We start from the raw sequence: 23,508 nt of genomic DNA, 5'->3' as shown, positions 1-23,508 counted from the left end.
CCACCTGCCCACGGAGGGTCGCGGCGGTCTGTGCAGCCTCGCTTCCTGCCGTCAGTGCGTTCCGCTCACGCAGGTGTGGGGCAACCCGGCAGGCGCTCACCGTGGTGGAGAGACCTCTTGTAGCGGGCCTGCTCCTCCACAGGAGCAGGAAGGTCCGCGGTCAGTATCGGCCGCTCCGGAAGCGCGTCGCGGTTTACCAGTTCGCCATCCTTGATGACGGTGTGGATGCTCTGGTAGTTCTTGGCACCCTGCAATGGATCCTCGTCGAGGACGACCATGTCGGCGATCTTGCCGACTTCGAGTGTTCCAAGATCGTCGTCGACCTTGTAGGCCTTGGCGATGTTGCGGGTCGCCGCACGCAGCAGGTCGATGGGCGACATGCCTTTTTCTTCCATGGCTCGCAGCCAGACGAAGTGACCTGTCGCCAGCCGGCCCAGAGCTTCTTCCTCGGGCAGCCCGTTCCAGGTGCCCTTGATCAGCGGCTCCTGCATGACTTCTGGGGCGAAAATTCCTCCGTCATTTGCGAGGAGGATCATCGCGCCGGCGTCGATGAGATTGCGGGCGTTGGCGTCCGATGCCTTCCACATCGTCCACTCATGGTCCGAGATGGATTCTTTGAGGTGGGACAGACCGTGATCGGTCAGGGGGAAGACGACGGCGCCGCAATCTCCCTGTGCCAGTAGTTCGAGGGTTTCGCGCGGGATCTCGACCGGTCCCGTCATGTTGCAATGCTGTACGAGGTCGCAACCCGCCTCGATCGACATGCGCAGGCCTTCGACTGAAGAAGTGTGCGACTGTACGGTCAGCCCAGCACGATGAGCTTCCTCGACGATGGCGCGCTGCGTTCGCTCCGAAAACTGAATGAAGGCGCCGGCGGAGATACCGCCATGTTCGTTCGACGCGTACTTGACGAAGTCGATTCCCAGCTCGATGTACTTGCGAACCTCCTCCCCGACAGCTTCCGGTGTCAGCCACATCAAGTGCCGGCCGGTGTTTTCGACCCACGTCGCGTTGATGCGGTCGACGAAGTGAGAGGTGCCGATCCCTGGGATCCTTGAGTCGAAGTCTCCGGAGAACGGTCCGTCGAATCCGATGATGTTTCCGGCGCAGCGAATACGGCTGCCCACAAGCTCGCCCTGGTCTATCCGGTCGCGGACCGACATCAGTGCACGCCGCGGACCCCATGTGTCGAACACCGTCGTCATTCCGACCTTGAGCGCGACTTGAGCGGCTTCGGCAATCAGATCCTCGTAGCGCCCCTCATACCTGACGAGGGTCTCGAAGAGAGCGTTGACGAGAAGATGCACATTGGCATTCATCAATCCAGGGATGATGAACTTTCCGCTGAAATCGACTGTTTCGGTGTCCGGCGGGACCGAAAGCTCATCGGGTCGACCGATGGCCACGATGCGGCCGTTCTCTATCAGGATCGACCGACCAGCAATACCCGTGTCGGAGACGCCGTCGATGACAGTCGCGCCGGTCAACAGAAGTGACATGGTATCCCTCTCATGATCGCGCGCCGTTCCGGTGGGGGACACAGCACGTCGTTTGATGTTCGCCGATCAGACGTCCGTACAATGGATCGGCGTGTCACTGCATTGTGGGGGGGATGGAGACTGTCGGCCACGCGTGTATCTCTGGCCGATCACCGCGCACGTCAAGGGTCGGATCGGTAACCGGTTCGCCATTTCGGGAGGCCGACGGTACTGAGTGGTCTGGCCCCACGTCCGCTGGTCGGCCGCATCGCGTCGAGAATCGCCGGACTCGGTGACCCGGTGCTTGGTACGCACCGAGGGCAACGATGCGAGGCCCCACCCGTTGCCCGGGCATGAGCAGGCAGGACGTACCAGACCGATGCCACCTGCGGTGCTCCGCCGGCAAGTCGCTCACCGAGCCCATCACGGACCCCGCCTTCCGTACGCGTCAGACGCGATCAGCGCCACACGTTCTGTGCTACGCGGAGGAAATTCTCTCCGAGGATTCCCCTGATGGCCTCGGCTGGATAGGAACGACTCGCCAATGCCGCCGCGATCGCGGGCAACCGTTCCGGCTCGATGAAGTCAATGCGATCCCATGCCCCATAACTCGGCGGGAAGAGGTCGGGGTTCTGGGCCAGCTCAGCGTTGAGATCTTCGGCCTCGAAGCAAAAGTCGAGGCCAAGCCCTACATGCTCCCAGCCCACCAGATCGACGGCGTGATCAATGTGGCGAACCAGCGCTTCGGTGCTGGTGTCGTTGTCGCCCAGGAAGATTCCGACGCCGTTGATGCCGATGACACCCCCTGTCTCAGCGCACGCCTGAATCTGGTCGTCCCACACGTTGCGCTGATGGTCATGGACCGCGCGCGTCGCCGAGTGGGACAGCACCACCGGCTCCGTGGACGCGGCGAAGATGTCCATCGATGTGCGGTAGGAACAGTGGGTCGCGTCGACCACCATGCCCACTCGGTTCATCTCCGCCACGACCTCTCTGCCGAAGTCGGTCAGGCCGCCGTCGGAGTCGTCGTGACAGCCCGAACCAGCCGCGTTCTGCTGGTTGTAGGTCAGCAGCATCGTACGGACACCGAGGTCGTAGTAGGTCTGTACGGTGTCGATGCGTCCACCCAGTGGACGCGTGTCCTCAAGATCGAAGGCAACCGCGAGGCGTCCGGTGGCTTTGGCCTGACGTACGTCGTCGGCCGAGTTTGCCATGACGTAACGGTCAGGGTTCGTGAGCACGTGACGGCGGAACGCGGACAACACCTTGATCGTGTCGGCGATTTCGTGGGGCGCGTAGCCCACGTTCACCGAGACGAATGAGGCGCCGGCTTCGGCGTAACGCCACAGCTCGTCGACGTCGGTGTCCGGGTCGAGCGGAAGGCAGCAATGCTGCTCCCACACCAGCGCCTGTGCGTACTCGGCCGCAAAGGCGAGCTGCGTCGTCGTGCGCTCCTGTTTCATGGATCTCCCAGAGCCGATAGGCGGGTCTCGGCCGAATGCTAGGACTACGCGGGACGACGGGCGAGCGTCAGCTGTCGTACGGCTGAGGACAACCGATCGACAAGTGTCGTGAGTGGGCCAACGAGGCGTGAGGCGTTGCTGGCTGCATGGAGCACAGCTCTCTCGGAGGCGGCGAGCAAGTCTCGCAACGAGTTCAAGCCGAACACGAAGGCAGGGCCGTCGCCCCGAGCTCACCGGGCTTGGTCAGGGTCATTTTGACGTGACGAGGAGAGGCCCGGAAGTCGCAGCGTCGGCCGAACGCATTTCACACCGACGAGAGCGTGCCCGGTCTTCCCTGTCGCTGCGGTCGTCCGAGCACCGGGGCTCGGACGACCGAGGCGCTCTGCTGGCCGCGTCAGTCACCTTCTTCAGCTTCGGCTTCCCGACGGGCGCGCGTCGTGGGGGCCACTGTCTGCGAACTGCCCGGGGCTCGGATCTGCCGCGGGTCCTGATGCAGTCCGCCGCATGTGATTCCTGGCTCCGAGCCGTCGGATCAGTGCTTTGGGGCCGTGTACCGCACAGTGGTCACCACGAGACCAGGAGACGATTGAGGCCGCGGGTCGCATGACCGGTCTTCCAGTCCAGGGCGTGCATATCTTCTGCCAGAGAAACGGGCGGCAGGCGGGTGAGCACCCCTCGAACCGCTTCGGTCAACTGGATCTTTGCGAGGTGCGATCCCAAGCAGCGATGCACCCCGTGCCCGAAGGTGAGATGCATGGGCCGGAATGACTTTTGAGTTTCGACCTCGGAAAGACCGTAATTTGCGCCCAGGACGTCCACGATGACTGCTTCTCCCGGCTGGATGGTCAATCCGTCCATTTCTACGGATTCTGTCGCCATTCGCGCGAAAGTTGTGGTTACTGCGGGATTGGTGCGCAATGCGTCTTCGACGAAGTCCGGAATGAGCGACGGCTTGTTCCGCAGCGCGTCAGTCTTCCCAGGTTGGCTCAGTAGATCAAGGATGGTCAGCGAAATCTGGTCCACGGTGGTTTCGTAGCCTGCCATGAGGATGGCGAGACAGAGTGTCACCATGGCCCGGTTGGTCAGTTTTCCATCGTCGTCGCACGCCTCAATCAGTACGCTGATCAGATCTGTGCCGCGCTTCTTTTCTCGCCTCTTCCGGGCAATCAGGCCCATCATGTAGCGGATCAGGCTCAAGGTGTGGTCTTCACCGTCACCCGGTGCCCCGGTCAGGTCGAACAAGACCGCGACATGCCCCGCGAAATAGTTTCTGTCTTCTAATGGTATTCCCATGACATGGCATATGACGTGTATGGGGAGCGGTACGGCCAGCCCGGATACGAGGTCGCCCTGCGGACCTCGACTCGCCACGTCGTCCAGCAGCTCTGTGACGAGGGTTTCGACGAAAGGCTGTAGTTCTGCGATCCGGGCGTGTGTGAACGTTCCGGCGACGAGTCTGCGAAGTGCCGCATGTTCCTCGCCGTCCATACTGATGATTGATTCCGGCGAGGGATCGGTGATACCAATTTTGGCACCCTCTGGGCCAGCCGCCAGAGATCTACTGAAACGCTTGTCGGAGAGTATCTGGCGCGCGAGGTGATAATCGCTGACCACCCACATGCCCACGCCACTGGGGGCCTTTGCCCATTGCATTTTGACATCGTCGGGCAGGGGTGGCGGATCCAAAAAGTCTGGTAGCGGTCCCCAAGAAGGGCAAAAGCCACTGTGTTCGACAGTTTTGTCCACCGTGCCCCTTGGTGCTTCTTAGTTCCCGTACCGGACGTAAGGCTTCCAGAGCGCCTATGCGGTATGTCCCGTGTTCCCAGGCAGCAGGAACTTTCGTCATGCGACGATTAAGGTCGTGCCCCGCTTGTGCATAAATCATTCACTGCGCATGGTGAGCCTAATCCGCTGACTTCACCACGTCAAGACCGAACGTTCTGCCCCGGAGGTTCGGCGGCGATGTGTGGAAGATCCGCCAGGACTTCAGGCGCGCGACGCTCCCGTTCGACTGGGGCCCGTACCGCGGCCAGGGCCTGGTTGACGGTCTTCTCGGTGGGGGTGAGTTCCTGCAAGGGGTCTGCGTTTGATGCCCGGCCCGTAATCACCCAAAGGTCGCCGCCCTGGTCAGCCAGACCGGCCAAAATGGGGACACCTTGGCGCTCGCAGATGCGGATGATCCGGTGGGTGCGGGCAGCGGTCAGGTCGTGAGCCCGGCCCGGCAGCGCGGGTGAGTCACCGCAGCCGGCCGTCCGGACCGGTGACCAATCGGCGTCGCGCAGGACCTTCAGCAGACCCGGTGCACGTACGGCGAGCAGTTGGATGACCGTGCTGGTGGAGGCGTGGGCGGCGGGCTCGCCGGTCCCGCACGCGGCAGCGATCTTCGCCGGCGTGGTGTGCTCGCGCAGGTACACCAGTGCCACCATCGCGCGTTGGCGACGGGCGGAGCTTGCAGCGCGGGTTGCCCTCAAGGGTGACGCTTAGCATGGTCACCCACTTCACGAGCGCATGGGCAGGTCGAGGCCGGCAGGATAGATGACCAACGAAGCCCCCGCGCATGGTGGTTGAGACGTCAGACATAAGCTGTCACCTGATCAAGGGGTCCAACTCGAAGAAGGCCGGTGAACGTCGGTGCGCTCTTCCGGCCCCAGCGGAAGCGGGTTGATCAGGAGGGCGCCGGCTTGATCGCCGGACGGTGGGCAAGGGGAAGCGTCCATCGTGGTCGAGGCGCTGAGCCGGGCACGAGTCCCGGCTTTCTTGTGCCGTGTCTCGACGGGGTCAGTGTGCGGGCGCCTCTTCACCGCTGCCGACCGGCGCGCCGCTACCGGTCGCTGTTCCGCCATCAGCCCAAAAGATGGAAGCGGCTACCGGCACCGTCGGCGGATTCTTCAGCGAGCAAGATCCCGATCTGCACCGGGAGCCTCAGACAGAGCCCGATCGGTCCTTCGTGAAACTGGTGACGTCAGGATGTGTGCGGCTCAGCAGTACAAGCGAATCCACGTAGTTCTCCAGCTTGATGGCAATCCTCATCTCACTGAGATGCACCGGAGCGCCGCGGCGGTGAACATGATCCGTATGTGCCATGAGGAGGAAGGACGGACAGCCCAGCGAATCCGAAGCAGCCATCTCCTTCAACTTCGTGCAGACTTCGCCCACTTGCTCATGGCTGCTCAACGTGCCGGCATCTTCGCTCGTGCTCAGGAATTCCAGGCGGTCGATGACGACCAGGTGATGCCGGGCACCGTCGCCCATTCCGCCATGCAGCCGCTCCCTGATCGACTCGGGAGTCAGCCTTGAGTCGCGGTACACGGTCAGGCCGGGCACGGGGTTACGAGGAGGGAGGTCAGGTGCGAACATCACAACGCGCAGGCCCTGTGCGGCATTGTGTACGGCGATGTCGTATCCCATCTGTCTCTGGGGGCTTTGGGGGCGAACGCCGAGACAGAGAAGTTGACTTGGGGCAAGTGGCATCACCGCGTCCAGGCCCGGCCAGGGCGTGTGCGCTCGGACAGCCTCCGGCCCTGAAGAGCGGTCGGCGGGCCAGTACCTGAGGTGAGTGCCGCCCAGTGTTCTTGAGGCAGACATGGGGGCCGACGGGTCTTTCCAGTGCTTCAGTAGTGCGTTGACGGCCGGATCACTGGGATCGCATCGGACACTGGTTTCCGTATGTTCCGGAGAAGTGAGCAGATCGCCGGCGGCGGGATGTGCAAGCTGCTCTCTGCACGGGACGTCGTGAACAGGATACGGACCCCACACCCAGTGATCAGGGCCGTCCTTGATCACTCCGGCGATCTTGATCATGCCGGCGCTGTCGGGTGACAGGGGATTCAGGCAGACGGCACAGTCATAGCGCACAGCGGTCCTCGTGTGTGGAGGTTGTCAAACATGACATCCCAAGTCGACGCCGCCTGCAGTGACGCCGGAATCGTGACAGATCTACGCAGGCGTATGTCCGGCAGAACGAACGTTCCATCCTGCTTTATTGAAGTGATCTGGCGCCAGCTTGTCAATACCGAACGTTCTACTGCGGTGGTGAGTCGATTCGGCCGGGCGAGACCATTGTGAGCGGCCGAGTGTGACACTGCCCGGCAACCCGTCCCCGCACTGCGTCGTGCCGCCCTGGAGTCTGCGTTGCGTGGGGAACTCCTCGCGCTGATCGGACTGCCTCAGCGGCAGGTGGCGGCCGCTGAGGCGCGGGCCGAGGCGGCGGAAGCCCAGGCGCCGAACTGGCTGTGTCCAACGAGCGGTTGACCGCCCGCGTGGCGGACCACTGCACGCTGGTGGGGGGAGCTTGTAGTGGCGGTCGTGGCGGTCGTGGCGGTCGTGGCGGTCGCCCTCGCGGTGACGATGAGCATGGTGACCCACCTGGCCGACGTATGAGGCAGGTCGATGCGGCTGGGTGACGAACCCACAAGGCTGCTATGCCTACGAGTTGAGACGTCGAACGACTCCCCCAACGGCACAGGAACCTGGTGGGTTGCGGACGCCTCCCCATCCCCGATGAGTGACCACGCTGAAAGGGCTCAGTACCTACTACACCAAGCGTGGTCTTCGCGAAGGCGGGAGTTGAGGCCGAAGTCCTGTGGGCGCGCAATGGCGCTGCAATGACATGCGCTCGTGGGGAAGCCGGCAGCCTGGGCGGGTGTGTACCGCCCAGGCTGCCGGTGATCTGCGATGAGCCGTTCACTACACCGTTTGTTCCTGGGCGGCCGGCGCCACGGGCTCGTAGTCGGGTACGGCGTCCTCCGCCTGGGTGTTCTGCTCGGCGTCTTTCCCGGCGTCCCTCTTGGCCTCCGAACGGTCCACGACGGCGGAGGCCAGTGCGTTCCCTACGACGTTCACCGCGGTACGCGCCATGTCGACGATGAAGTCGACGCCGACCAGGAGTGCGATGCCCTCGGCTGGGATGCCGATCGTCTTGCCCGCGGCGAGGAGCACCACGATGGAGGCCGATGTGACGCCCGCCATCCCCTTGGACAGCACCACCAGGACACCGACCATGAGCAGCAGGGACGGGATGGAGGTGTCCATGCCGTAGGCATGGGCGAGATACACCAGGGCGGTGGCCTGGTAGAGCACGGAGCCGTCGGTGTTGAACGAGTAGCCGAGGGGGACGACGAAAGAAGTCGTCGAGCGGCTGACGCCGAAGGCTTCGAGCTTGCCCATCAGCGGTGCCAGCACCGCTTCGGAGCTGCGCGTGACGAAGGCGATACCGACGAGTCCGCCGATCGCCTTGAGCAGGTCCACGTACCGGATGTGGTAGATCAGCGCGATGACCGGGAAGATCACGCCAAGGATGATGGCCAGACCTGCATAGACCACGGCAACGAAGCCGACCAGGCTCTTGAGGTTGCCGAATCCGTAGTGCGCCACGTCGTAGCTGATGAAGCCGAGAACGCCCAGGGGAGCGACGCGGAGGACATAGCCGACAACCTTGAACATGGCTGCCGACACGGACTCCAGGACCGATGCGAAAGGTGCGGACTTCTGGCCGATGGCCGCCATCCCGACACCGAGGAAGAGCGCGAAGACGATCGCGGCGAGCAGGTTCCCCTCGGTGAACGCGGCGAAGACGTTCTTCGGGACGGCGTGGAGGATGAGCTCGTGGAAGTCGATGCCCTGGTCCAGGGTTTCCAGGCTCTTGGTGTCACCGGCGGCGACCGGGGCGCCCCTGCCGATGCCGGTGAGTTCGGCCAGCGTCACCGCGACCAGAAGGATCACCGTGGTGACGACCTCGAAGTAGAGGATGGCCTTACCGGCGATCCGGCCCACCTTCTTCACTGACTCCATGCGGGCGATGCCCAGCACGATCAGCGGGAAGACCAGGGGCAGTACGACCATCTGCACCAGGTTCAGGAAGACGTCCCCGAGGAGCTTCAGTTGCTCGCCGACGGACGGCGCGAGCGCTCCGATCAGCGCTCCGAGTCCGACTGCGAGTACCGACTGCAGTCCGAGTGGCAGCCGCCACCAGCGCTTTGCGCGCGCTGGCGGGGCCTTCACGCTGTGATCGACCTCGAGCGGATTGTCGTGAGCATGACTATTGTCCATGTGTGCACTCCAATGGTGTGTTGCTTGACGTACAGACAGGTGGTCCTGAGGCCCGCCACGGAAAGATGTCCATGGGCCGAGCCGCAAGAGAGAGTTGGGTTATGGCCGCAGCGTGTGCTTCGCGCGCTGCGTCCCTGCCGCCTGGTACCCGGCTCGATGCTCCGCTGCCCGGTGGTGGGCTTCAGGCTTTCCGCAGTGCGACTGACCAGCGTCGCCGAGGCGGAATTCAGCTCAAATGCGCTGCCTGGCCAGCTTTGCCGACAGCGTCCTGGACTGCTCCGGCGACCGCGCGGGCGACCTTGTCGTTGAAGACGCTGGGGATGATGTAGTTCGCGTTCAGCTCGTCGTCCAGGACGACGTCCGCGAGCGCACCGGCGGCGGCCAGCATCATCTCGGTGTCGACGGTGCGGGACTGTGCGTCCAGCAGGCCGCGGAAGACCCCGGGGAAGACCAGCACGTTGTTGATCTGGTTCGGGAAGTCCGAACGCCCGGTGGCCACAACTGCGGCGCTCTGGCGGGCGATCGCCGGGTCGACCTCGGGGTCGGGGTTGGCGAGTGCGAAAACGATCGCGTCCTCGGCCATCCGCGCCACGTCCGTGCCGTGCAGCACGTTCGGGGCCGAGACACCGATGAAGACATCCGCGCCGGTCACGGCCTCCTTGAGGGTGCCGGTGACACCCTCGGGGTTGGTGTTGTCGGCGATCCAGCACAGCGGCGAGTCGGGGTCGGCGGAGACCAGATCCTCGCGGCCCGCGTGCACGACCCCGTGGATGTCGGCGACTACGACATGCTTGGCGCCGGCGGCGATCAGCAGCTTGAGGATGGCGGTGCCGGCCGCGCCGGCGCCGGACATCACCACGCGCACGCTGTCGATGGCCTTGCCGACCACGCGCAGGGCGTTGGTGAGGGCGGCCAGGACGACGATGGCGGTGCCGTGCTGGTCGTCGTGGAAGACCGGGATGTCCAGGGCTTCGCGCAGCCGGGCCTCGATCTCGAAGCAGCGGGGGGCGGAGATGTCCTCGAGGTTGATGCCCGCGAAGCCGGGGGCGATCGCCTTGACGGTCTCGACGATGGCGTCGCTGTCCTGGATGTCCAGGCAGATCGGCCAGGCGTCGATGCCTGCGAAGCGCTTGAACAGGGCTGCCTTGCCCTCCATCACTGGCAGCGCGGCTTTGGGGCCGATGTTGCCCAGACCCAGGACGGCGGAGCCGTCGGTGACCACCGCGACGCTGTTGCGCTTGATGGTCAGGCGGCGGGCGTCGTCGGGGTTCTCGGCGATGGCCTGGCAGACGCGGGCAACGCCGGGGGTGTAGACCATGGAGAGGTCGTCACGGTTGCGGATGGGGTGCTTCGACGCCATCTCGATTTTGCCGCCCAGGTGCATCAGGAAGGTCCGGTCGGAGACGTTGCCCATCGACACACCCTCGATGCCGCGCAGCTTCTCGACGATCTCGTCGGCGTGTGCGGTGGAGGTCGCGGCGATGGTGACATCGATCCGGAGTTTCTCGTGACCTGACGCGGTCACGTCGAGGCCTGTGACGGACCCTCCGGAGGACTCCACGGTCGTGGTGAGCTGGCTGACGGCGGTGCCGCTCGCGGGAACTTCCAGCCGCACCGTCATCGAATACGAGACGCTTGGCGCCGTTGCCATGTCTACATTCCTCCACTGGGCTTGTCGGGTCCGTCAGTTCGGGCTCGGCTCGTAACCGGCATCACGTGGTTGTCCCGGCGAGACTCGTTGCCGTACCGGCGACCTGGGACGGGAGGAGCAGAGCAGCGAGCCGGTCGGCCGGGAGCAGGCCTTTTTCCAGGACGAGTTCGGCGACGCCGCGACCGGTGGCGAGGGCTTCCTTGGCGATGTCGGTGGCGGCCGTGTAGCCGATGTGCGGGTTGAGGGCGGTGACCAGGCCGATGGAGTTCTCGACGGTCGCGCGCAGCGTCTCGGTGTTGGCGGTGATGCCGTCCACGCAGCGCTCGGCCAGTGTGTGGCAGGCGGCGCTCAGGTGGGTGATGCTCTCCGACAGGGAGTGCAGGATGATCGGCTCGAAGGCGTTGAGCTGGAGCTGTCCGGCCTCGGCGGCCATGGTGATGGTGACGTCGTTGCCGATCACCTCGAAGGCGACCTGGTTGACGACCTCGGGGATCACCGGGTTGACCTTGCCGGGCATGATGGACGAACCGGCCTGGACGGGCGGCAGGTTGATCTCCCCGAGACCGGCCCGCGGCCCGGACGACAGCAGCCGCAGGTCGTTGCAGCTCTTGGAGAGCTTGACGGCGATGCGCTTGAGCACACCGGAGAGGTGGACGAACGCACCGCAGTCCTGGGTGGCCTCGACGAGGTTGGCCGCGGTGACCAGCGGCAGGCCGGTGATGGCGGAGAGGTGGCGGCGGGCCGACTCGGCGTAGCCGGCGGGGGCGTTGAGGCCTGTCCCGATGGCCGTGGCCCCCAGATTGATCTCGTGCACGAGCAGCGCGGCTTCGGCGAGCCGGCTGCGGTCCTCCTCCAGCATGACGGCGTATGTGGAGAACTCCTGGCCCAGCGTCATGGGAACCGCGTCCTGGAGCTGGGTGCGGCCCATCTTCAGGATGTCGCGGAACTCCTCCGCCTTGGCGTCGAAGGCGTCGTGCAGCACGGCCATCGCCTTGTGCAGCCCGTGCACGGCGCTGATCGTGGCGATCTTGACGGCGGTCGGGTAGACGTCATTGGTCGACTGCCCCAGGTTGACGTCCTCGTTGGGGTGCAGGAAGGAGTACTGCCCCTTCTCGTGGCCCAGCAGCTCCAGCGCCCGGTTGGCGATCACCTCGTTGGCGTTCATGTTGGTGGAGGTGCCGGCGCCGCCCTGGATCACATCGACGACGAACTGGTCGTGCAGGCGGCCCTTCCGGATCTCCCCGCACGCAGCGGCGATGGCGTCGGCCTTCTCCGGGGTCAGCAGTCCGAGGTCCTCATTGGCGCGGGCCGCCGCTTCTTTGACCGCCGCGAGGGCGTTGATCAGCTGTGGGTACGCTGAGATCGCCGTACCGGTGATGGGGAAGTTCTCCCGGGCACGCAGGGTGTGGATGCCCCAGTACGCGTCGACGGGCACGTCCCGGTCGCCGAGCAGGTCGTGCTCGCGGCGATGGTCGGCAGACATGGGCACAGCAGTTTCCTTAGGGATGGGGAAAGCGGTGGGATTCGGGCTGCGGGAACGTGGCATGAACCGTGTCGGTGGCGTGGGACGCAGACGGGGCTTCAGCTCATGCGATCGGCAGCGGTTGTTGCCGGTGGTTTCACGGGGACCACTGTGGAGCGTCGGTACTGTGAAGTCCATCGCTGTTTTCTCGGATCGCCTGTGAAGCTCTGCTTCACAGGCTCTGTTCTGGTGTACTGCCTGACGTGATCGATCCCCGTAGGCTCCGAGTACTGCGAGCTCTGGCCGAGCACGGCACCGTCACCGCCGCTGCCCACGCTCTCTATCTGTCCCCGTCGGCGGCCTCGCAGCAGCTCGCCGCGCTCGAAGCGGAGGTCGGGCACGTACTGCTGGAACGGCGTGGGCGCTCCGTCCGGCTGGCTCCCGCGGGTGCCGTGCTGGCCGCTCATGCGTCGAAGATCGCCGCGCAGTTGGAGGAGGCGGAGGCCGATATGGCCTCCTGCTCGGCGGGCCTGGCCGGCGAGGTGGCGATAGCCGCATTTGCGAGTGCGATCACCGAAGTGGTGGCCCCGGCCGTGGCGGCGCTGCGGGACCGCGCGCCGCAGGTGCGCATCCGAGTGAAGGACGCAGAGGGGCGTGCGAGTCAGCGACTTCTCATCGATGGCGCAGTCGACATCGCCTTATCCGTAGAGCAATGGGACACCCCTGGGCAGAACAGAGAACAGCTGCTGCGTGAGCCGTTGTACGGGGAACCGTTCGATGTCGTACTGCCGTCCGATCACCCGCTGGCCGACGCCCTGGAGGTCGGCCTGGCCGACTTGCGCAACGATCCGTGGATCACGCCGTGGCCCGGCAACCCCGTACATGACGTCGTCATGCGCGCCTGCGAAGAGGCCGGTTTCCAACCTCGGGTCGAGTGCCTGGCCGACGACTCCCGGGCGGTGTGTGCCCTTGTATCCGCCGGCGCGGGTGTGGCGTTGGTGCCTCGTTCGGCGCTCCACGGCATCGCTATCGGGGGTGCCGCCACCCGCCCGGTCGGCGGCTTTCGTCCCCAGCGGCGGGTGTACACCGCCGTCCGGCGCGGCAGCGAGCAGCACCCACTGCTGCGGCTCGTGCTGCGCGAACTGCAGGACCGGGCCGCGGCCCTCGGCTCCTGAATGGTCGGTGTGCAGCTCGAAGTTGCAGGCAATGGGTCTGGTGTGCGGGGAGTTCGATGCGCGTGCTGGTCGCGGGCGGGTGACCTCGGCGAAGATCGTCGGCAACCGGTCAGGCGCCGCGGGAGACTTCTCGGTTCGTGAGGACCGGGAGAGCCCTGACCAGGGCCGTCGCCTACGTCGCGTCGGTGCGGACCTTGCGGAGGACGCGCCAGTTCTTGAGAACTGGAGGGTCTTGACCAGGCTCGCCCGACGCGTCCACGACCAGCACGTGCAGGGGATCAGCCGACCCACACCAGCCACCTTGACCACACATTCGAAGCTGGTGGACCTGCAAAGAAGAACGGTCTCGTTGGTCGCTATATGACGAAGGCCGACCACCGAGCGTCGACGGTCTGCTCGGTGCTGCTGATGACGAGGGCGCCCTCGATGGCGCTCACGGCGAGTGTCGCGACGCGATCGGCCCGGAGGCCGTCGATGCCGTGCGCGGCGAGGTGGCGGGCCACAGACCCGCGCCACGCGCGAAGAAGTCCTCGCCCTCGTCGCGAAGCTCGGTAGACCGTGCTGAACGCTTGAGGGGGATGGGCGCCACCGGGCAGCCGGCCGTGGACCGGGGGTCGGCGAACTCCGCGGCGACCGTGTTGCCGCACGCCGTCAGGAAGTCGGCGGCCGAGTCGCTGTCCGCGGCGGCCGCGTCGAGTCGTTCGAGGGCCTGGGCGGTCCGCAAGGTGATCACCTCGTGTGCTCACTCGCGGAAGGTGACGGATACCCCAGGGTCCTGGACGCGTTCACGATGTCGCTTATCGCGGTGGCGCCGTAGCCCTGTTCCCGCATGGCCGCCCGCATGGCCCGCAGTGACGCACGGACCATGCGGTCCCGGGTGTCTGTGCCCTGCCTCCTGCGCGCCCTCCTCGACCTGATCAAGACGGTACCGGGACGTACGTGCCAGCCGATTTACTAGTATGCTCGTACGAGCTAATAAAATTCCCGGAGGACATCAGAACCATGTATGCGCTGGAGCGAACCGCCCTCGTCCTCATCGACGCCACCAACGACTTCATCTCAGAGAACGGCAAAGCGTGGCCCGGCCTGCGCGCGGTCTGCGAGGAGGTCGGCACCGTGCCGAACATGAAACGCGTCCTCGACGCGGCACGAGAGGCCGGCATCGCAGTGCTGCACGCCCCGATGGAGACCCAGCCGTGGGACTACGGTCCGTGGCAGCACCGTACGCCCAGCCACGACGCCATGTTCGAGGCCCAGTTGTTCCAGGCGGGCACCTGGGGCGCCCGATTCCACCCCGATTTCACGCCGATCGACGGGGAGGTGGTCGTCACGGTGCACAAGACGTTCGACGCCTTCCACGGCACGGACATGGACATTCAACTCCGTCAACGCGGCATCGACCACCTGATCCTGTGCGGCCTGACCACCAACACCTGTGTGGACTCGACCGGTCGCGACGCCGTGGAGAAGGGGTACGAGGTCACCTTCGTGTCAGACGCGGTGGCCACGTTCACCATGGAAATGCAGCGTGCCACCGTCGTACTCGACTGGCCTCGCTATGCGCACCGCATCTCGACGGCCGACGAGGTCGCCAAGGCGCTGAAGGACTCGAAGTGACTGTTCCCCGGCCCTTCTGAGGGCGATCATGGCTTCCCGCGATCCGCGGGGAGACCGTGACGCGGTCGTCGGCGCCGGTCTCCCGGCGCCGGCACCTCGCTCCTCGGCCCCGTGTGCGGGCGGAATCGTGTCCCCCCGGAGGACAGCCGGGCACGGGACGTTCCGTGCCCGGCTCTGTGGCCGGTGGCACCTGCCGCCGGCGGCGGATGAGAGAGCGCGGCAGTCACCTGCCGGGCGTCCCCTCTGTCAAGAAGGGGGGTTTCTGTGGGAGGCGGGCCGGCGTGCGTGGCGACCGGCTTCGCTTGTCGATCAGGCCATGCCGGCGGGCCGGTGGTCCGCTCAGAGGGTGGGGTCGCCGGCGGGAATGCCGATGACGGTGCGGCCGGCCACCTCGTACTGGGGCGCCGACAGGATGGCGTGCTGCGCAGCGACGAGACCGTCGCGGAACAGCTTGCCCAACCGGCTCGACTCGAACACAGCGCTTGAACTGCCCAGCTCATACATGGAGGTGAGTGCGCCACGCGCGGTCTCACCCGCGTGGGACAACGCGCCCCGCACGGCACCGCGTTGTGCCTCTGTGGCGACACGTCCTTCCGCGGCGGCGGCGTCCAGTTCGCCGAGCGTGGTCAGCAGCAACGCCCGTGCGGCGTCGACCTGGGCGCTGGCTCGGCCGACGGCGGCCTGGATGCGTGGTTGCTGCGCGATCGGCACGCCGTCCGGCCCGGTCTTCGTGCGCGACAGTGCCGCCATCTCGTCGATCGCCGCCCGGGCGATGCCCAGCACCACCGCCGCGCCTCCCGAGGTGATCTGGTTGGTCACCGGCAGGCGGTAGAGCGGGCGGTCGATGCGGGCCTCCGCATCGGGCCCGACCATCCTGTCGCGGGTCACCGGCACATCCTGGGCGACCACGGTGTTGCTGTTGGTGCCCCGCATCCCGGTCGCGTGCCAGGTGTCCCGCACCGTCACCGAGTGACGGGGTACCAGGCAGAAGTGCCACTCCGGGCCGGTCTCGGTCATACGCGGCTGCCCGTCTTCCAGGATGATCGCCAGCAGCCCCAGCCACCGAGCCGCGTCAACCCCGCTGACGAGTTTCCACTCGCCGGACAGCCGGTACCCGCCGTCGTCCGGCACCAGGAAACCGGGCTGACTCGAATGCGCGATCATCGGGTCCGCCCCGTCGGCCCAGATCTCTTCGACGATGGTCTCGCCGAGGAACGCCGCGGCGAAGCCGGCGTTCAGGTTCCACACGATCCAGGCCGTCGGGCCGTCGATCCGGGCAAGCTTCTCGATCACGGCCACGGACCGGGCCAGCGGCAGTTCGAACCCACCGAGCTCGCGCGGAGCATTGAGACGAAGCGCTCCGTGAGTGCGCAGGTTATCGAGGAGTTCGTCAGGAAGCCTGCGGAGCTCGTCGGCCTCGTCGCGGTACTTCTCGATCACCGGGCGGAGCAGCTCGGGCAGGTCTTCAGGCGCTTCGGCCGGCCGGGAGTAGGTAGGCATTTTTCGATCTCCGAACAGGGGATGGACCGGATCAGCCGGAGCGCCGTCCCTGTGGACGGCACGGCTGCCGGATACGTGATCCCCTCTCAGATGCGCAGGGGATCAGAGAAGTTCGGAGATCGGTCTGTGTCGTGGGTCACCCCGCACGGGCGTGTTCCGGTGGCTCTCGACGCGTGTGGAAGAGCCGTGCCCGCTCCACCCAGCCCGACCGCAGATGCAGGACCCACGCACCCCCGGGCGGACAGTGGAAAGGATCCTCGGGCGGACTCTGCAGCGTGAACTCCCAGACAGCGAGATCGCGGCCGGCGACGACGTTGGTCAAGTGGTGCCGCACCCCGTCGGCCACGTCCTGCTCAAGCCCACGGGCCAGCACGTCGTACCCCGTGGCCCGCAGGCCACCGGCTCCGGACAGTGCGACGGTCGGCAGCCAGCCGGCGGACAGCGCGGACAGGGACTCGCCGCGCCGCGCGGCCCTCAGCAACTCCTCGGCCTGGAGGCTGCGTTCCACGGTGACGGCCCGAACATCGCCGTGCGCGGTGTCGGCCGTTGCGAGGAGGGCCCGTGTCAGCTTGGCGCGTGCCTCGCTCAACCGGCTCCGCACGGTCCCGACCGGCACTCCGCACGCCGCGGCGATGTCCTGGTACGCGGTCACGCCGCTGAAGTAGCGAAGCATCAGCACCAGGCGCAGCGGGGGTGACAACGTTTCCAGGGCGTGCCAGACCCAGTCCCGCGTGCCCTGTCCCTCCAGCAACTCCTGAGGGTCCGATTCGGCGGAACGGATCGATGCCGCGAGCTTGTCGTCCAACGTCAGGTGGACGGGCGCCCTGCACTGCATGCGGCACGCGTTGCGGACCACCGCGCGCAGCCAGGGACCCACTGCCTTGGGATCACGCAGACTGCCGATCCGGCGCAGAGCGATCATGCTCGCTTCCTGCACGGCGTCCTCGGCGTCTGGGCCATGGCCGAGCAAGCCGATGGCGACCGCGAGGAGCGTCGGGCGGTGCCGGGCCAGGAGGGTGCCGAGGGCGCTCACATCCCCTGCCTGCGCTGCGTGCACCAGGTCTGCATCGGGCGGGCCGACAGCACGGGACAATCCCATGCCGGCCATGCTAACAACGGTGTGTCAGGGCCCTGGGGTCAGTGCACCGGCCCCGGCGGGAGGCGCCGTCCACGGTCTGCCCCCTCGGCATGGACGGCTGCCACAGATGACATGTTCGTGCGCATGGCCACCTTGCTCTTTCGGCTCATCGCGGGCGAGTTGCCCGGTCGCTTCGTCCGGCAGGGTCCGGAGATCACCGAGTTGCTCACCATCGCACCGATGCGGCCCGGTCACACAGCTGGTCGTGCCTCGGTGTGATGTCGACCGGTGGACCGATGCCGGCGGGGCGCTTCTCGGGCGTCGCGTCGAGGTCGCTCCCCGTCGGGCAGGTGTGCAGCGGGCTTGGGACGCCCTGCGGACCCGGGTGACCTTGCAGGCCTTGAGGTATCGCTTGCACATCCACGTGTCGCCTGTCCGGGACTTGTCTGACTTGGACTTCGAGAGCGGAGCACGAGGAGGACCGGTGGGCGTTGGCCGGGGTGAAGCTCCGTACGGCGTTGCTCGCGCTCGGCCGCGAGCGGGTTCGGGGCATCGCCCTCCTTGTGCGAGCCCGGCGTCTGGTCTGTCGGCCTTGCTGGGTCTTCAGGCTTTTGGGTGGGGGTGGACGCCGCCGGTTGCGGGTTCATGACCGGCTGGAACGCGCGTCAGGCTGAGCCCGCGTTACCGGCAGTTGGTAGATCGTTCAAGTACTTACTTTTCCGCACCCGGAGTGGTCGGATGCAGTCGATCACTGACTGATGGAGGAAATGTGTTGTTCCCCTATGCCCGAAGAGCGGCAACGACTATGGCCGTGGCCTTAGTTGTCGCCACGGTCGCTCCCGCGACAGCCCACGAGGCCGGTCCCTCGATCCACGCCTACGGCGCCCCCGTCGAGCGAAATGCCGTACAGCGCGCGCCGATCACGGTGACGTTGATCACAGGTGACAAGGTGACGGCCCGTCAGGAACCGGGCGGTGCGGTGTCCGTGGACGACGTCGTGCGGATGCCGGGGGCACGCGGGTCGGTACGGATCACCATGGAGCGCGGTGACACCTTCGTCTACCCCGACGCCGCCATGCCCTATGTCGCGACCGGCCTCCTCGACAAACAGCTGTTCAACGTCAGCCAGTTGATAGCGCAGGGCTACGACGACACTCGTGCGGACGCCCTGCCCCTGATCATCACCCGCTCCCCGCAGACGTCCGCCGCGCGGAGCGGCGACCCTGGAGAAGGGCCGCGGTCCACTGCCCCATTGCCGGGAGCGAGGACGACGCTCCGCCTTCCGTCCGTCCACAGTGAGGCCGTCGTAGCCAGGCGCTCGAAGACCTCCGCCTTCTGGTCCGCCCTGACGGGCACGGACGGCGAGGACACGTCACGGCGGGACAGGAGCGGCACGACTTCGTACGCCGGAACGAGGCCGTCCTTCGCCGCCGGCATCGACAAGGTGTGGCTCGACGGCAAGGTCCAGGCGGACCTCGCCGACACGACGGCGCAGATCGGCGTCCCCAAGGCGCGCGAGGCGGGGGGCACCGGAGCGGGCGTCCGCGTCGCGGTACTGGACTCCGGGGCGGACATCACGCACCCGGATCTGGCCGACCGTATTGTCGCCTCACGCAGTTTCGTGGCGGGTGAGGACGTCACGGACCGCAACGGACACGGAACCCACACCGCTTCCACCGTGGCCGGAACAGGAGCCGCCTCCGACGGGCAGGAAGCGGGCGTCGCCCCGGGCGCCGACCTGGTCGTGGGCAAGGTCCTCGGCGACAGCGGGTCAGGGCCCATCTCGGGGATCATCGCCGGCATGGAGTGGGCGGCGCGGACCGAGCACGCCAAGGTGATCAACATGAGCCTGGGCACAGCGGTGTGGCACACCCAGGACGACCCCATGAGCCGGGCCGTCAATCAGCTCAGTGCCGAGACCGGCGCGCTGTTCGTCATCGCCGCGGGCAACGGCGGCAACAGCCCCTACGGCGTCAGCGCTCCGGGAACCGCGGACGCCGCTCTCACCGTTGGCGCGGTCGACGCCTCCGACCACCTCGCGGACTTCTCCAGCGCCGGACCGCGGATGGGCGACGACGCCCTCAAGCCCGACCTCACCGCCCCCGGTGTGGACGTCCTGGCCGCGCGTTCGCAGCAGATGAGCTCGGGGGAGGGCTATTACCGCTGGGACAGCGGTACTTCGATGGCGGCGCCGCACGTCGCCGGCGCGGCGGCGCTCCTGGCCCAGAAGCATCCGACGTGGACGGGACAGCGCATCAAGGATGCCCTGATGAGCACCAGCGTCCGCACCCCGGCCCACAGCCCCTACCAGGCCGGTACCGGCCGGCTGGACGTGGGTGCCGCCTACCTGGAGGACCAGGTGATCGCGAGCGGCTCCGTGGACGCGGGGCTCGTCCCCTGGTCACGGGACGGAAAGCCGATGACGGTCGAGCGGACGATCACCTACACCAACACCACCGACCGACCCGTCACCCTGGACCTCACGCTGGACCGTGGAGAGACCCCCGCGGGAGTGTTCACCCTGGCGGCCGACCGCGTCACGGTACCGGCCCGCGGAACCTCGACCGTCGCGCTCGTCGTCGACCCGCGGGACCGGGCGCCGGGCCAGTACGCCGCCCAGGTCACCGCTCGCTTCGCGGCCGGCGCCGTGCACACCGCGGTGGGCGTGTCCGTCGAGTCCGAGAAGCACACGCTGACGGTCCATCTGAAGGACCGGTCGGGCAAGCCCGTCAGCGGCGAGGTCGAGATCACCGGAGCCGACGGGCGGACCACCGTCATGTGGGTCCAGGACGGCACCCTCACCAGCCGCTGGGCGCCCGGCTCATACACCGTCGTCTCCGCCATGGATGTGGAAGGCCGCAACGGCCCGGACTCCCTCGGCTACGCGGTGCTCACCGTGCCCGAGCTCGACCTCACGTCGGACAGGAGCGTCGAGCTGGACGGCTCACGGATGCGCCAGGTCAAGGTGGAGACACCCCGGCCCTCGTCCGTCACCCACAGCAGGATCGACGTCTTCCGCTCCTTCACCTCCGACCGGCCCACACCGTCGGACGAGCACGCGTTGCACCAGATCTTCATGCCCTCGACCGCGTACGACAGCATCTGGGCCCTTCCGAGCAAGGGCAAGGCGACCAAGGGCAGCTTCGTCTTCACCACCCGGATCCGCGCCAAGCAGACCCCGCTGAGGATCACCTACGGCCGCCACGGCCTCGACGACACACTGCTGGTGCAGCCCGGATCCGCTCCGTTCCGCGACGGCACCACCCGCTGGGACGCGGTCTACGCCGGTGACGGCGCACCCGCCGACTACGCCGGCCTGTCCGTCCGGGGCCGGGCCGTGATCGTCCGCAGAAGTGACAGCGTGGCCCCGGCGGATCAGGCGGCGGCCGCCGGAGCGGCGTCGGCGGCCGCCCTCTTGGTGGTCGGCGACGGGTACGGCCGCGCGAGCGACTGGTACGGCGGCCCCGACGGGATGACGAACGGCCCCGTACCGGTCGCCTCGATCACGCGGGACGACGGCGAGGAGCTGATCAAGACGATCAGGACCTCCGGGAAGAAGAGGACCAAGCTGACGGTCGAAGCCCATCCCGCGCCGGAGTACCTGTACGACCTGGCCGACTACCACCAGGGAGGAGTCCCCGCAGACCCGTCCGCCGCGACGGACCCGGGCAGCCTGGCCCGTATCGACAACACCTTCGCCCCACCGGCCGGCAAGCAGATCTACGAAAGCCGCGAGGACAGCCCCTCGTACGAGCACTGGCCGGCTGCCTTCCCGTACGCCGTGTTCGGAGTAACGCGCGTCGCCCCGTTCCCGAGGGAGCCGGTCCCCGCGGGGCACCGCACCGACTGGGTGTCCGCCGGAAACGGTGTCGCATGGCAGCAGTACGGGTCGATCGACGGCTGGGACACCTTCACCGACATCACGGGTTACCGGCCGCGCAGCACACAGAACGAACACTGGTTCGGCCCCATCACAAGGCCCCGCATGGTCAGTTTCGAGGTGCCGCACCGCGTCGGCAACGCCATGGGCGGACAGGTCGCGGGTTTCGGCGACGGAGGTTCCGCCCACAGCGGCGACACCCGGTGGATGTCCCGGAGCTTCGCGCTCTACCAGGGGGACAAGCTGCTGACACAGAACGGGCCGCGACCCGACTTCGGGGTGGGCGACCTGGCCCCGCAGCGGCTCCCGTATCGACTCGTCGCCACCACGCAGGGGAACACCGAGCTCACCCCGTACTCCACCACCACGCGCACCGAATGGAGCTTCCTGTCAGGAGAAGCCGACAACCAGGCCATCCCGTTGGCCCAGCTCGACTACGAAACGGAGCTGAACCTAGCCGGACGGGCCGGACACTCGTCGGTCCTCGCCGTGAAACCCGTCGTGGTGGGCAGTGACGCCGCCGCGGACGCCGTCGCCTCGCTCACGCTGGAGGTGTCCTACGACGACGGCGCGTCCTGGCGAGCGCAGGCCCTGACGAAGACCGACGGCACCTGGCGGACTCGGCTCCACGCGCCCGCCCGCGCCGAGTACGTGTCCATCCGCGTCGTCGCCGAGCAGCGCAACGGCGGCGGGGTCAGCCAGACCGTCACCCGGGCCTTCGGCCTCATATAGCCGCGCGAGCGGCCGGAGTCCTTCGAAGCACCGGGCTCCGGCCGCTCCCCGGCAGATGCACACGCCCTAGCTAGGTGTATCGATCGACTTCAGCACGATGGAGGTCGTCGTTATCGGTACGTGCCACGAGTTGGTCAGCGACATCATGGCCACCCAGTTCGGTGTGCGGCTGCCCGCCGACCCGGGACGCGACGTCCTGCCCTCCGGCCACCTCCGCGAGCAGGCAACCGTGAACTGAGCGCAACCTGCGGCTCCTTGGGGAAGTGGATCGCGACGTCGACCATCGGAGGCGCCCGGTCGATGGAGTGCCGGGGTCTTCGCGCGGAACGAGGGCAGGCCAACTATGCTGTCAGCCCCCCGATTTGCGGTGCGATTTGGATCACCGCGCTTACATGTAGCGTACGCTACTTACACCTACACTTGCGGGTGCGGATCACGCCGTCCGGCACGGATCCGGCTCGCCTTGTCGGATCGTCCAGCCGTGCGCGAGGGGCGGAGGCCGGGGGAGGCGCCCGTTGCGCAAGGACGGGCTGACGGAGAAAGGGCAGGGGACGTGACAGAACCGCTGGAGAAGCGCGTGGAGAAGGCGATGGCCGAACTCCAGGCTGCCCAGGCAGCGATGGAGCGTACCGAGCGTGAGCTGAGACAGGTGTCGTTCGCCGTTCTGTCCTCCGACCGGGCTGTGCGGGCCACGGTGGGCCCCCAGGGTGAGGTGACCGCACTCGACTTCCTGGACGACAAGTACCGGGACATGTCGCCCCAGGAGCTGGCCGCCAGTGTCCTCGAAGCGATCAACGCGGCCCGTGTGAAGGTGAATCGGCACGTCATGAAGGCTTTGACACCGTTCACTCAACCCAGCGACAGCATGCCTGAGTTGGAGGGCTTTGATGTGGACTGGGGAAACATTTTCGGCCCCGAGGTGCTGGAGGACGACGGAGACGACGCGAACGAGGCCGAGAACAAGCCTGGCTGGCGCGATGCCCTGGAGGAGGACTGACGGTGGGTGATACATACCGCTTCGACCCCCAACTCGTTGAGGCCGCGACGGATGAGCTCAAGGGCGTGAAAGCGCATGCTCGGGCGATGATCGAGGAGTACCGTGATCGCGTCGCCGAGACGTTCGACTGGCCTGGCACAGTGGGTGACATCGCGGAGCAGGGCAGGAAGAGCGAGCAGCAGGAACGGCAGTACACCACCAACACCACGCTGGCGCTCGTACAGTCGGTGAACGCCGTCATCGACGCGACCCTCGACATGGTCCAAATGGTGAAGGACACGCGCGATTACAACCTTGAGGAAATCGCTAAGACCGGCAACCGTTTCGACACGGACGGTTTCCACGGCGATAGCGGTACCTCGGGATCTGGGCGGCGTGGCGGTTGATCTGGAGTACGGGACGTCGTCGGCTGCTTCCGCGTTGTGGC

At 66.7% G+C, this 23,508-nt stretch carries 17 protein-coding genes and 1 pseudogene; 7 read left to right on the top strand and 11 right to left on the bottom strand.

What is annotated here, in order from left to right; all coding sequences use genetic code 11:
- Window positions 1-65 precede the first annotated feature (65 nt).
- From M2163_RS02715 to aspA, 8 genes and pseudogenes are all read right to left on the bottom strand, one after another.
- Complete coding sequence (locus M2163_RS02715; RefSeq protein ID WP_280892997.1) at window positions 66-1,499, bottom strand: amidohydrolase family protein; 1,434 nt, start codon at window positions 1,497-1,499, stop codon at window positions 66-68.
- Window positions 1,500-1,936: 437 nt separating this feature from the next.
- On the bottom strand, window positions 1,937-2,941 hold the full coding sequence (locus tag M2163_RS02710) for a membrane dipeptidase (protein ID WP_280892996.1): 1,005 nt from the start codon (window positions 2,939-2,941) through the stop codon (window positions 1,937-1,939).
- Between the two features lie 564 nt (window positions 2,942-3,505).
- Complete coding sequence (locus M2163_RS02705) at window positions 3,506-4,687, bottom strand: cytochrome P450 (protein ID WP_280892995.1); 1,182 nt, start codon at window positions 4,685-4,687, stop codon at window positions 3,506-3,508.
- A 223-nt stretch (window positions 4,688-4,910) separates the two neighbouring features.
- A pseudogene (locus M2163_RS02700) lies at window positions 4,911-5,484 on the bottom strand (transposase family protein); the annotation flags it as partial.
- Window positions 5,485-5,863: 379 nt separating this feature from the next.
- Window positions 5,864-6,742: a hypothetical protein gene (locus M2163_RS02695; RefSeq protein ID WP_280892994.1), complete on the bottom strand. Its 879-nt coding sequence runs from the start codon at window positions 6,740-6,742 to the stop codon at window positions 5,864-5,866.
- Between the two features lie 885 nt (window positions 6,743-7,627).
- Complete coding sequence (locus M2163_RS02690) at window positions 7,628-8,941, bottom strand: dicarboxylate/amino acid:cation symporter (RefSeq protein ID WP_280854704.1); 1,314 nt, start codon at window positions 8,939-8,941, stop codon at window positions 7,628-7,630.
- A gap of 274 nt (window positions 8,942-9,215) precedes the next feature.
- A complete protein-coding gene (locus M2163_RS02685) occupies window positions 9,216-10,640 on the bottom strand; it encodes an NAD-dependent malic enzyme (protein WP_280854705.1) in 1,425 nt (474 codons plus the stop codon).
- A 61-nt stretch (window positions 10,641-10,701) separates the two neighbouring features.
- A complete protein-coding gene (aspA, locus tag M2163_RS02680) occupies window positions 10,702-12,123 on the bottom strand; it encodes an aspartate ammonia-lyase (protein WP_280854706.1) in 1,422 nt (473 codons plus the stop codon).
- Window positions 12,124-12,365: 242 nt separating this feature from the next.
- Here aspA and M2163_RS02675 point away from each other — a divergent pair, with 242 nt between their 5' ends.
- Complete coding sequence (locus tag M2163_RS02675) at window positions 12,366-13,277, top strand: LysR family transcriptional regulator (protein ID WP_280854707.1); 912 nt, start codon at window positions 12,366-12,368, stop codon at window positions 13,275-13,277.
- A 433-nt stretch (window positions 13,278-13,710) separates the two neighbouring features.
- Here the strand turns inward: M2163_RS02675 and M2163_RS02670 are convergent, their stop codons facing one another.
- Window positions 13,711-14,001: a hypothetical protein gene (locus M2163_RS02670; RefSeq protein ID WP_280854708.1), complete on the bottom strand. Its 291-nt coding sequence runs from the start codon at window positions 13,999-14,001 to the stop codon at window positions 13,711-13,713.
- 278 nt (window positions 14,002-14,279) lie between these two features.
- Here M2163_RS02670 and M2163_RS02665 point away from each other — a divergent pair, with 278 nt between their 5' ends.
- On the top strand, window positions 14,280-14,894 hold the full coding sequence (locus M2163_RS02665) for an isochorismatase family cysteine hydrolase (protein ID WP_280854709.1): 615 nt from the start codon (window positions 14,280-14,282) through the stop codon (window positions 14,892-14,894).
- Between the two features lie 339 nt (window positions 14,895-15,233).
- Here the strand turns inward: M2163_RS02665 and M2163_RS02660 are convergent, their stop codons facing one another.
- Window positions 15,234-16,394, bottom strand: a complete 1,161-nt coding sequence (locus M2163_RS02660) for an acyl-CoA dehydrogenase family protein (protein ID WP_280854710.1) — start codon at window positions 16,392-16,394, stop codon at window positions 15,234-15,236.
- Window positions 16,395-16,530: 136 nt separating this feature from the next.
- Entirely contained in the window at window positions 16,531-17,493 is a 963-nt protein-coding gene (locus tag M2163_RS02655; protein ID WP_280892993.1) for a sigma-70 family RNA polymerase sigma factor, read from the bottom strand.
- A 123-nt stretch (window positions 17,494-17,616) separates the two neighbouring features.
- Between M2163_RS02655 and M2163_RS02650 the strand changes: the two genes are divergently transcribed.
- The 5 genes from M2163_RS02650 to M2163_RS02630 all read left to right on the top strand — a co-directional run bounded on the left by M2163_RS02650 (window position 17,617) and on the right by M2163_RS02630 (window position 23,467).
- Complete coding sequence (locus tag M2163_RS02650; protein WP_280854712.1) at window positions 17,617-17,751, top strand: hypothetical protein; 135 nt, start codon at window positions 17,617-17,619, stop codon at window positions 17,749-17,751.
- Between the two features lie 526 nt (window positions 17,752-18,277).
- Entirely contained in the window at window positions 18,278-22,084 is a 3,807-nt protein-coding gene (locus tag M2163_RS02645) for a S8 family serine peptidase (RefSeq protein WP_280892992.1), read from the top strand.
- A 97-nt stretch (window positions 22,085-22,181) separates the two neighbouring features.
- The gene (locus tag M2163_RS02640; RefSeq protein WP_280854714.1) at window positions 22,182-22,322 is read left to right on the top strand and encodes a hypothetical protein; all 141 of its coding nucleotides are present in this window, start codon (window positions 22,182-22,184) and stop codon (window positions 22,320-22,322) included.
- Window positions 22,323-22,637: 315 nt separating this feature from the next.
- A complete protein-coding gene (locus M2163_RS02635) occupies window positions 22,638-23,081 on the top strand; it encodes a YbaB/EbfC family nucleoid-associated protein (RefSeq protein ID WP_280854715.1) in 444 nt (147 codons plus the stop codon).
- 2 nt (window positions 23,082-23,083) lie between these two features.
- Entirely contained in the window at window positions 23,084-23,467 is a 384-nt protein-coding gene (locus M2163_RS02630; protein WP_280854716.1) for a hypothetical protein, read from the top strand.
- Window positions 23,468-23,508: the final 41 nt, after the last annotated feature.

Source organism: Streptomyces sp. SAI-135, from assembly GCF_029893805.1.
Taxonomy (GTDB): Bacteria; Actinomycetota; Actinomycetes; order Streptomycetales; family Streptomycetaceae; genus Streptomyces.
Note: the sequence above shows the minus strand (reverse complement) of the source record. Positions and strands in the feature narration are given on the sequence as shown.

Coding starts and splice junctions, on each gene's coding strand:
- M2163_RS02715 (WP_280892997.1), bottom strand. CDS start 1,499: ATGTCACTTCTGTTGACCGGCGCGACTGTCATCGACGGCGTCTCCGAC.
- M2163_RS02710 (WP_280892996.1), bottom strand. CDS start 2,941: ATGAAACAGGAGCGCACGACGACGCAGCTCGCCTTTGCGGCCGAGTAC.
- M2163_RS02695 (WP_280892994.1), bottom strand. CDS start 6,742: ATGATCAAGATCGCCGGAGTGATCAAGGACGGCCCTGATCACTGGGTG.
- M2163_RS02685 (WP_280854705.1), bottom strand. CDS start 10,640: ATGGCAACGGCGCCAAGCGTCTCGTATTCGATGACGGTGCGGCTGGAA.
- aspA (WP_280854706.1), bottom strand. CDS start 12,123: ATGTCTGCCGACCATCGCCGCGAGCACGACCTGCTCGGCGACCGGGAC.
- M2163_RS02665 (WP_280854709.1), top strand. CDS start 14,280: ATGTATGCGCTGGAGCGAACCGCCCTCGTCCTCATCGACGCCACCAAC.
- M2163_RS02660 (WP_280854710.1), bottom strand. CDS start 16,394: ATGCCTACCTACTCCCGGCCGGCCGAAGCGCCTGAAGACCTGCCCGAG.
- M2163_RS02655 (WP_280892993.1), bottom strand. CDS start 17,493: ATGGGATTGTCCCGTGCTGTCGGCCCGCCCGATGCAGACCTGGTGCAC.
- M2163_RS02650 (WP_280854712.1), top strand. CDS start 17,617: ATGGCCACCTTGCTCTTTCGGCTCATCGCGGGCGAGTTGCCCGGTCGC.
- M2163_RS02645 (WP_280892992.1), top strand. CDS start 18,278: ATGGCCGTGGCCTTAGTTGTCGCCACGGTCGCTCCCGCGACAGCCCAC.
- M2163_RS02640 (WP_280854714.1), top strand. CDS start 22,182: ATGGAGGTCGTCGTTATCGGTACGTGCCACGAGTTGGTCAGCGACATC.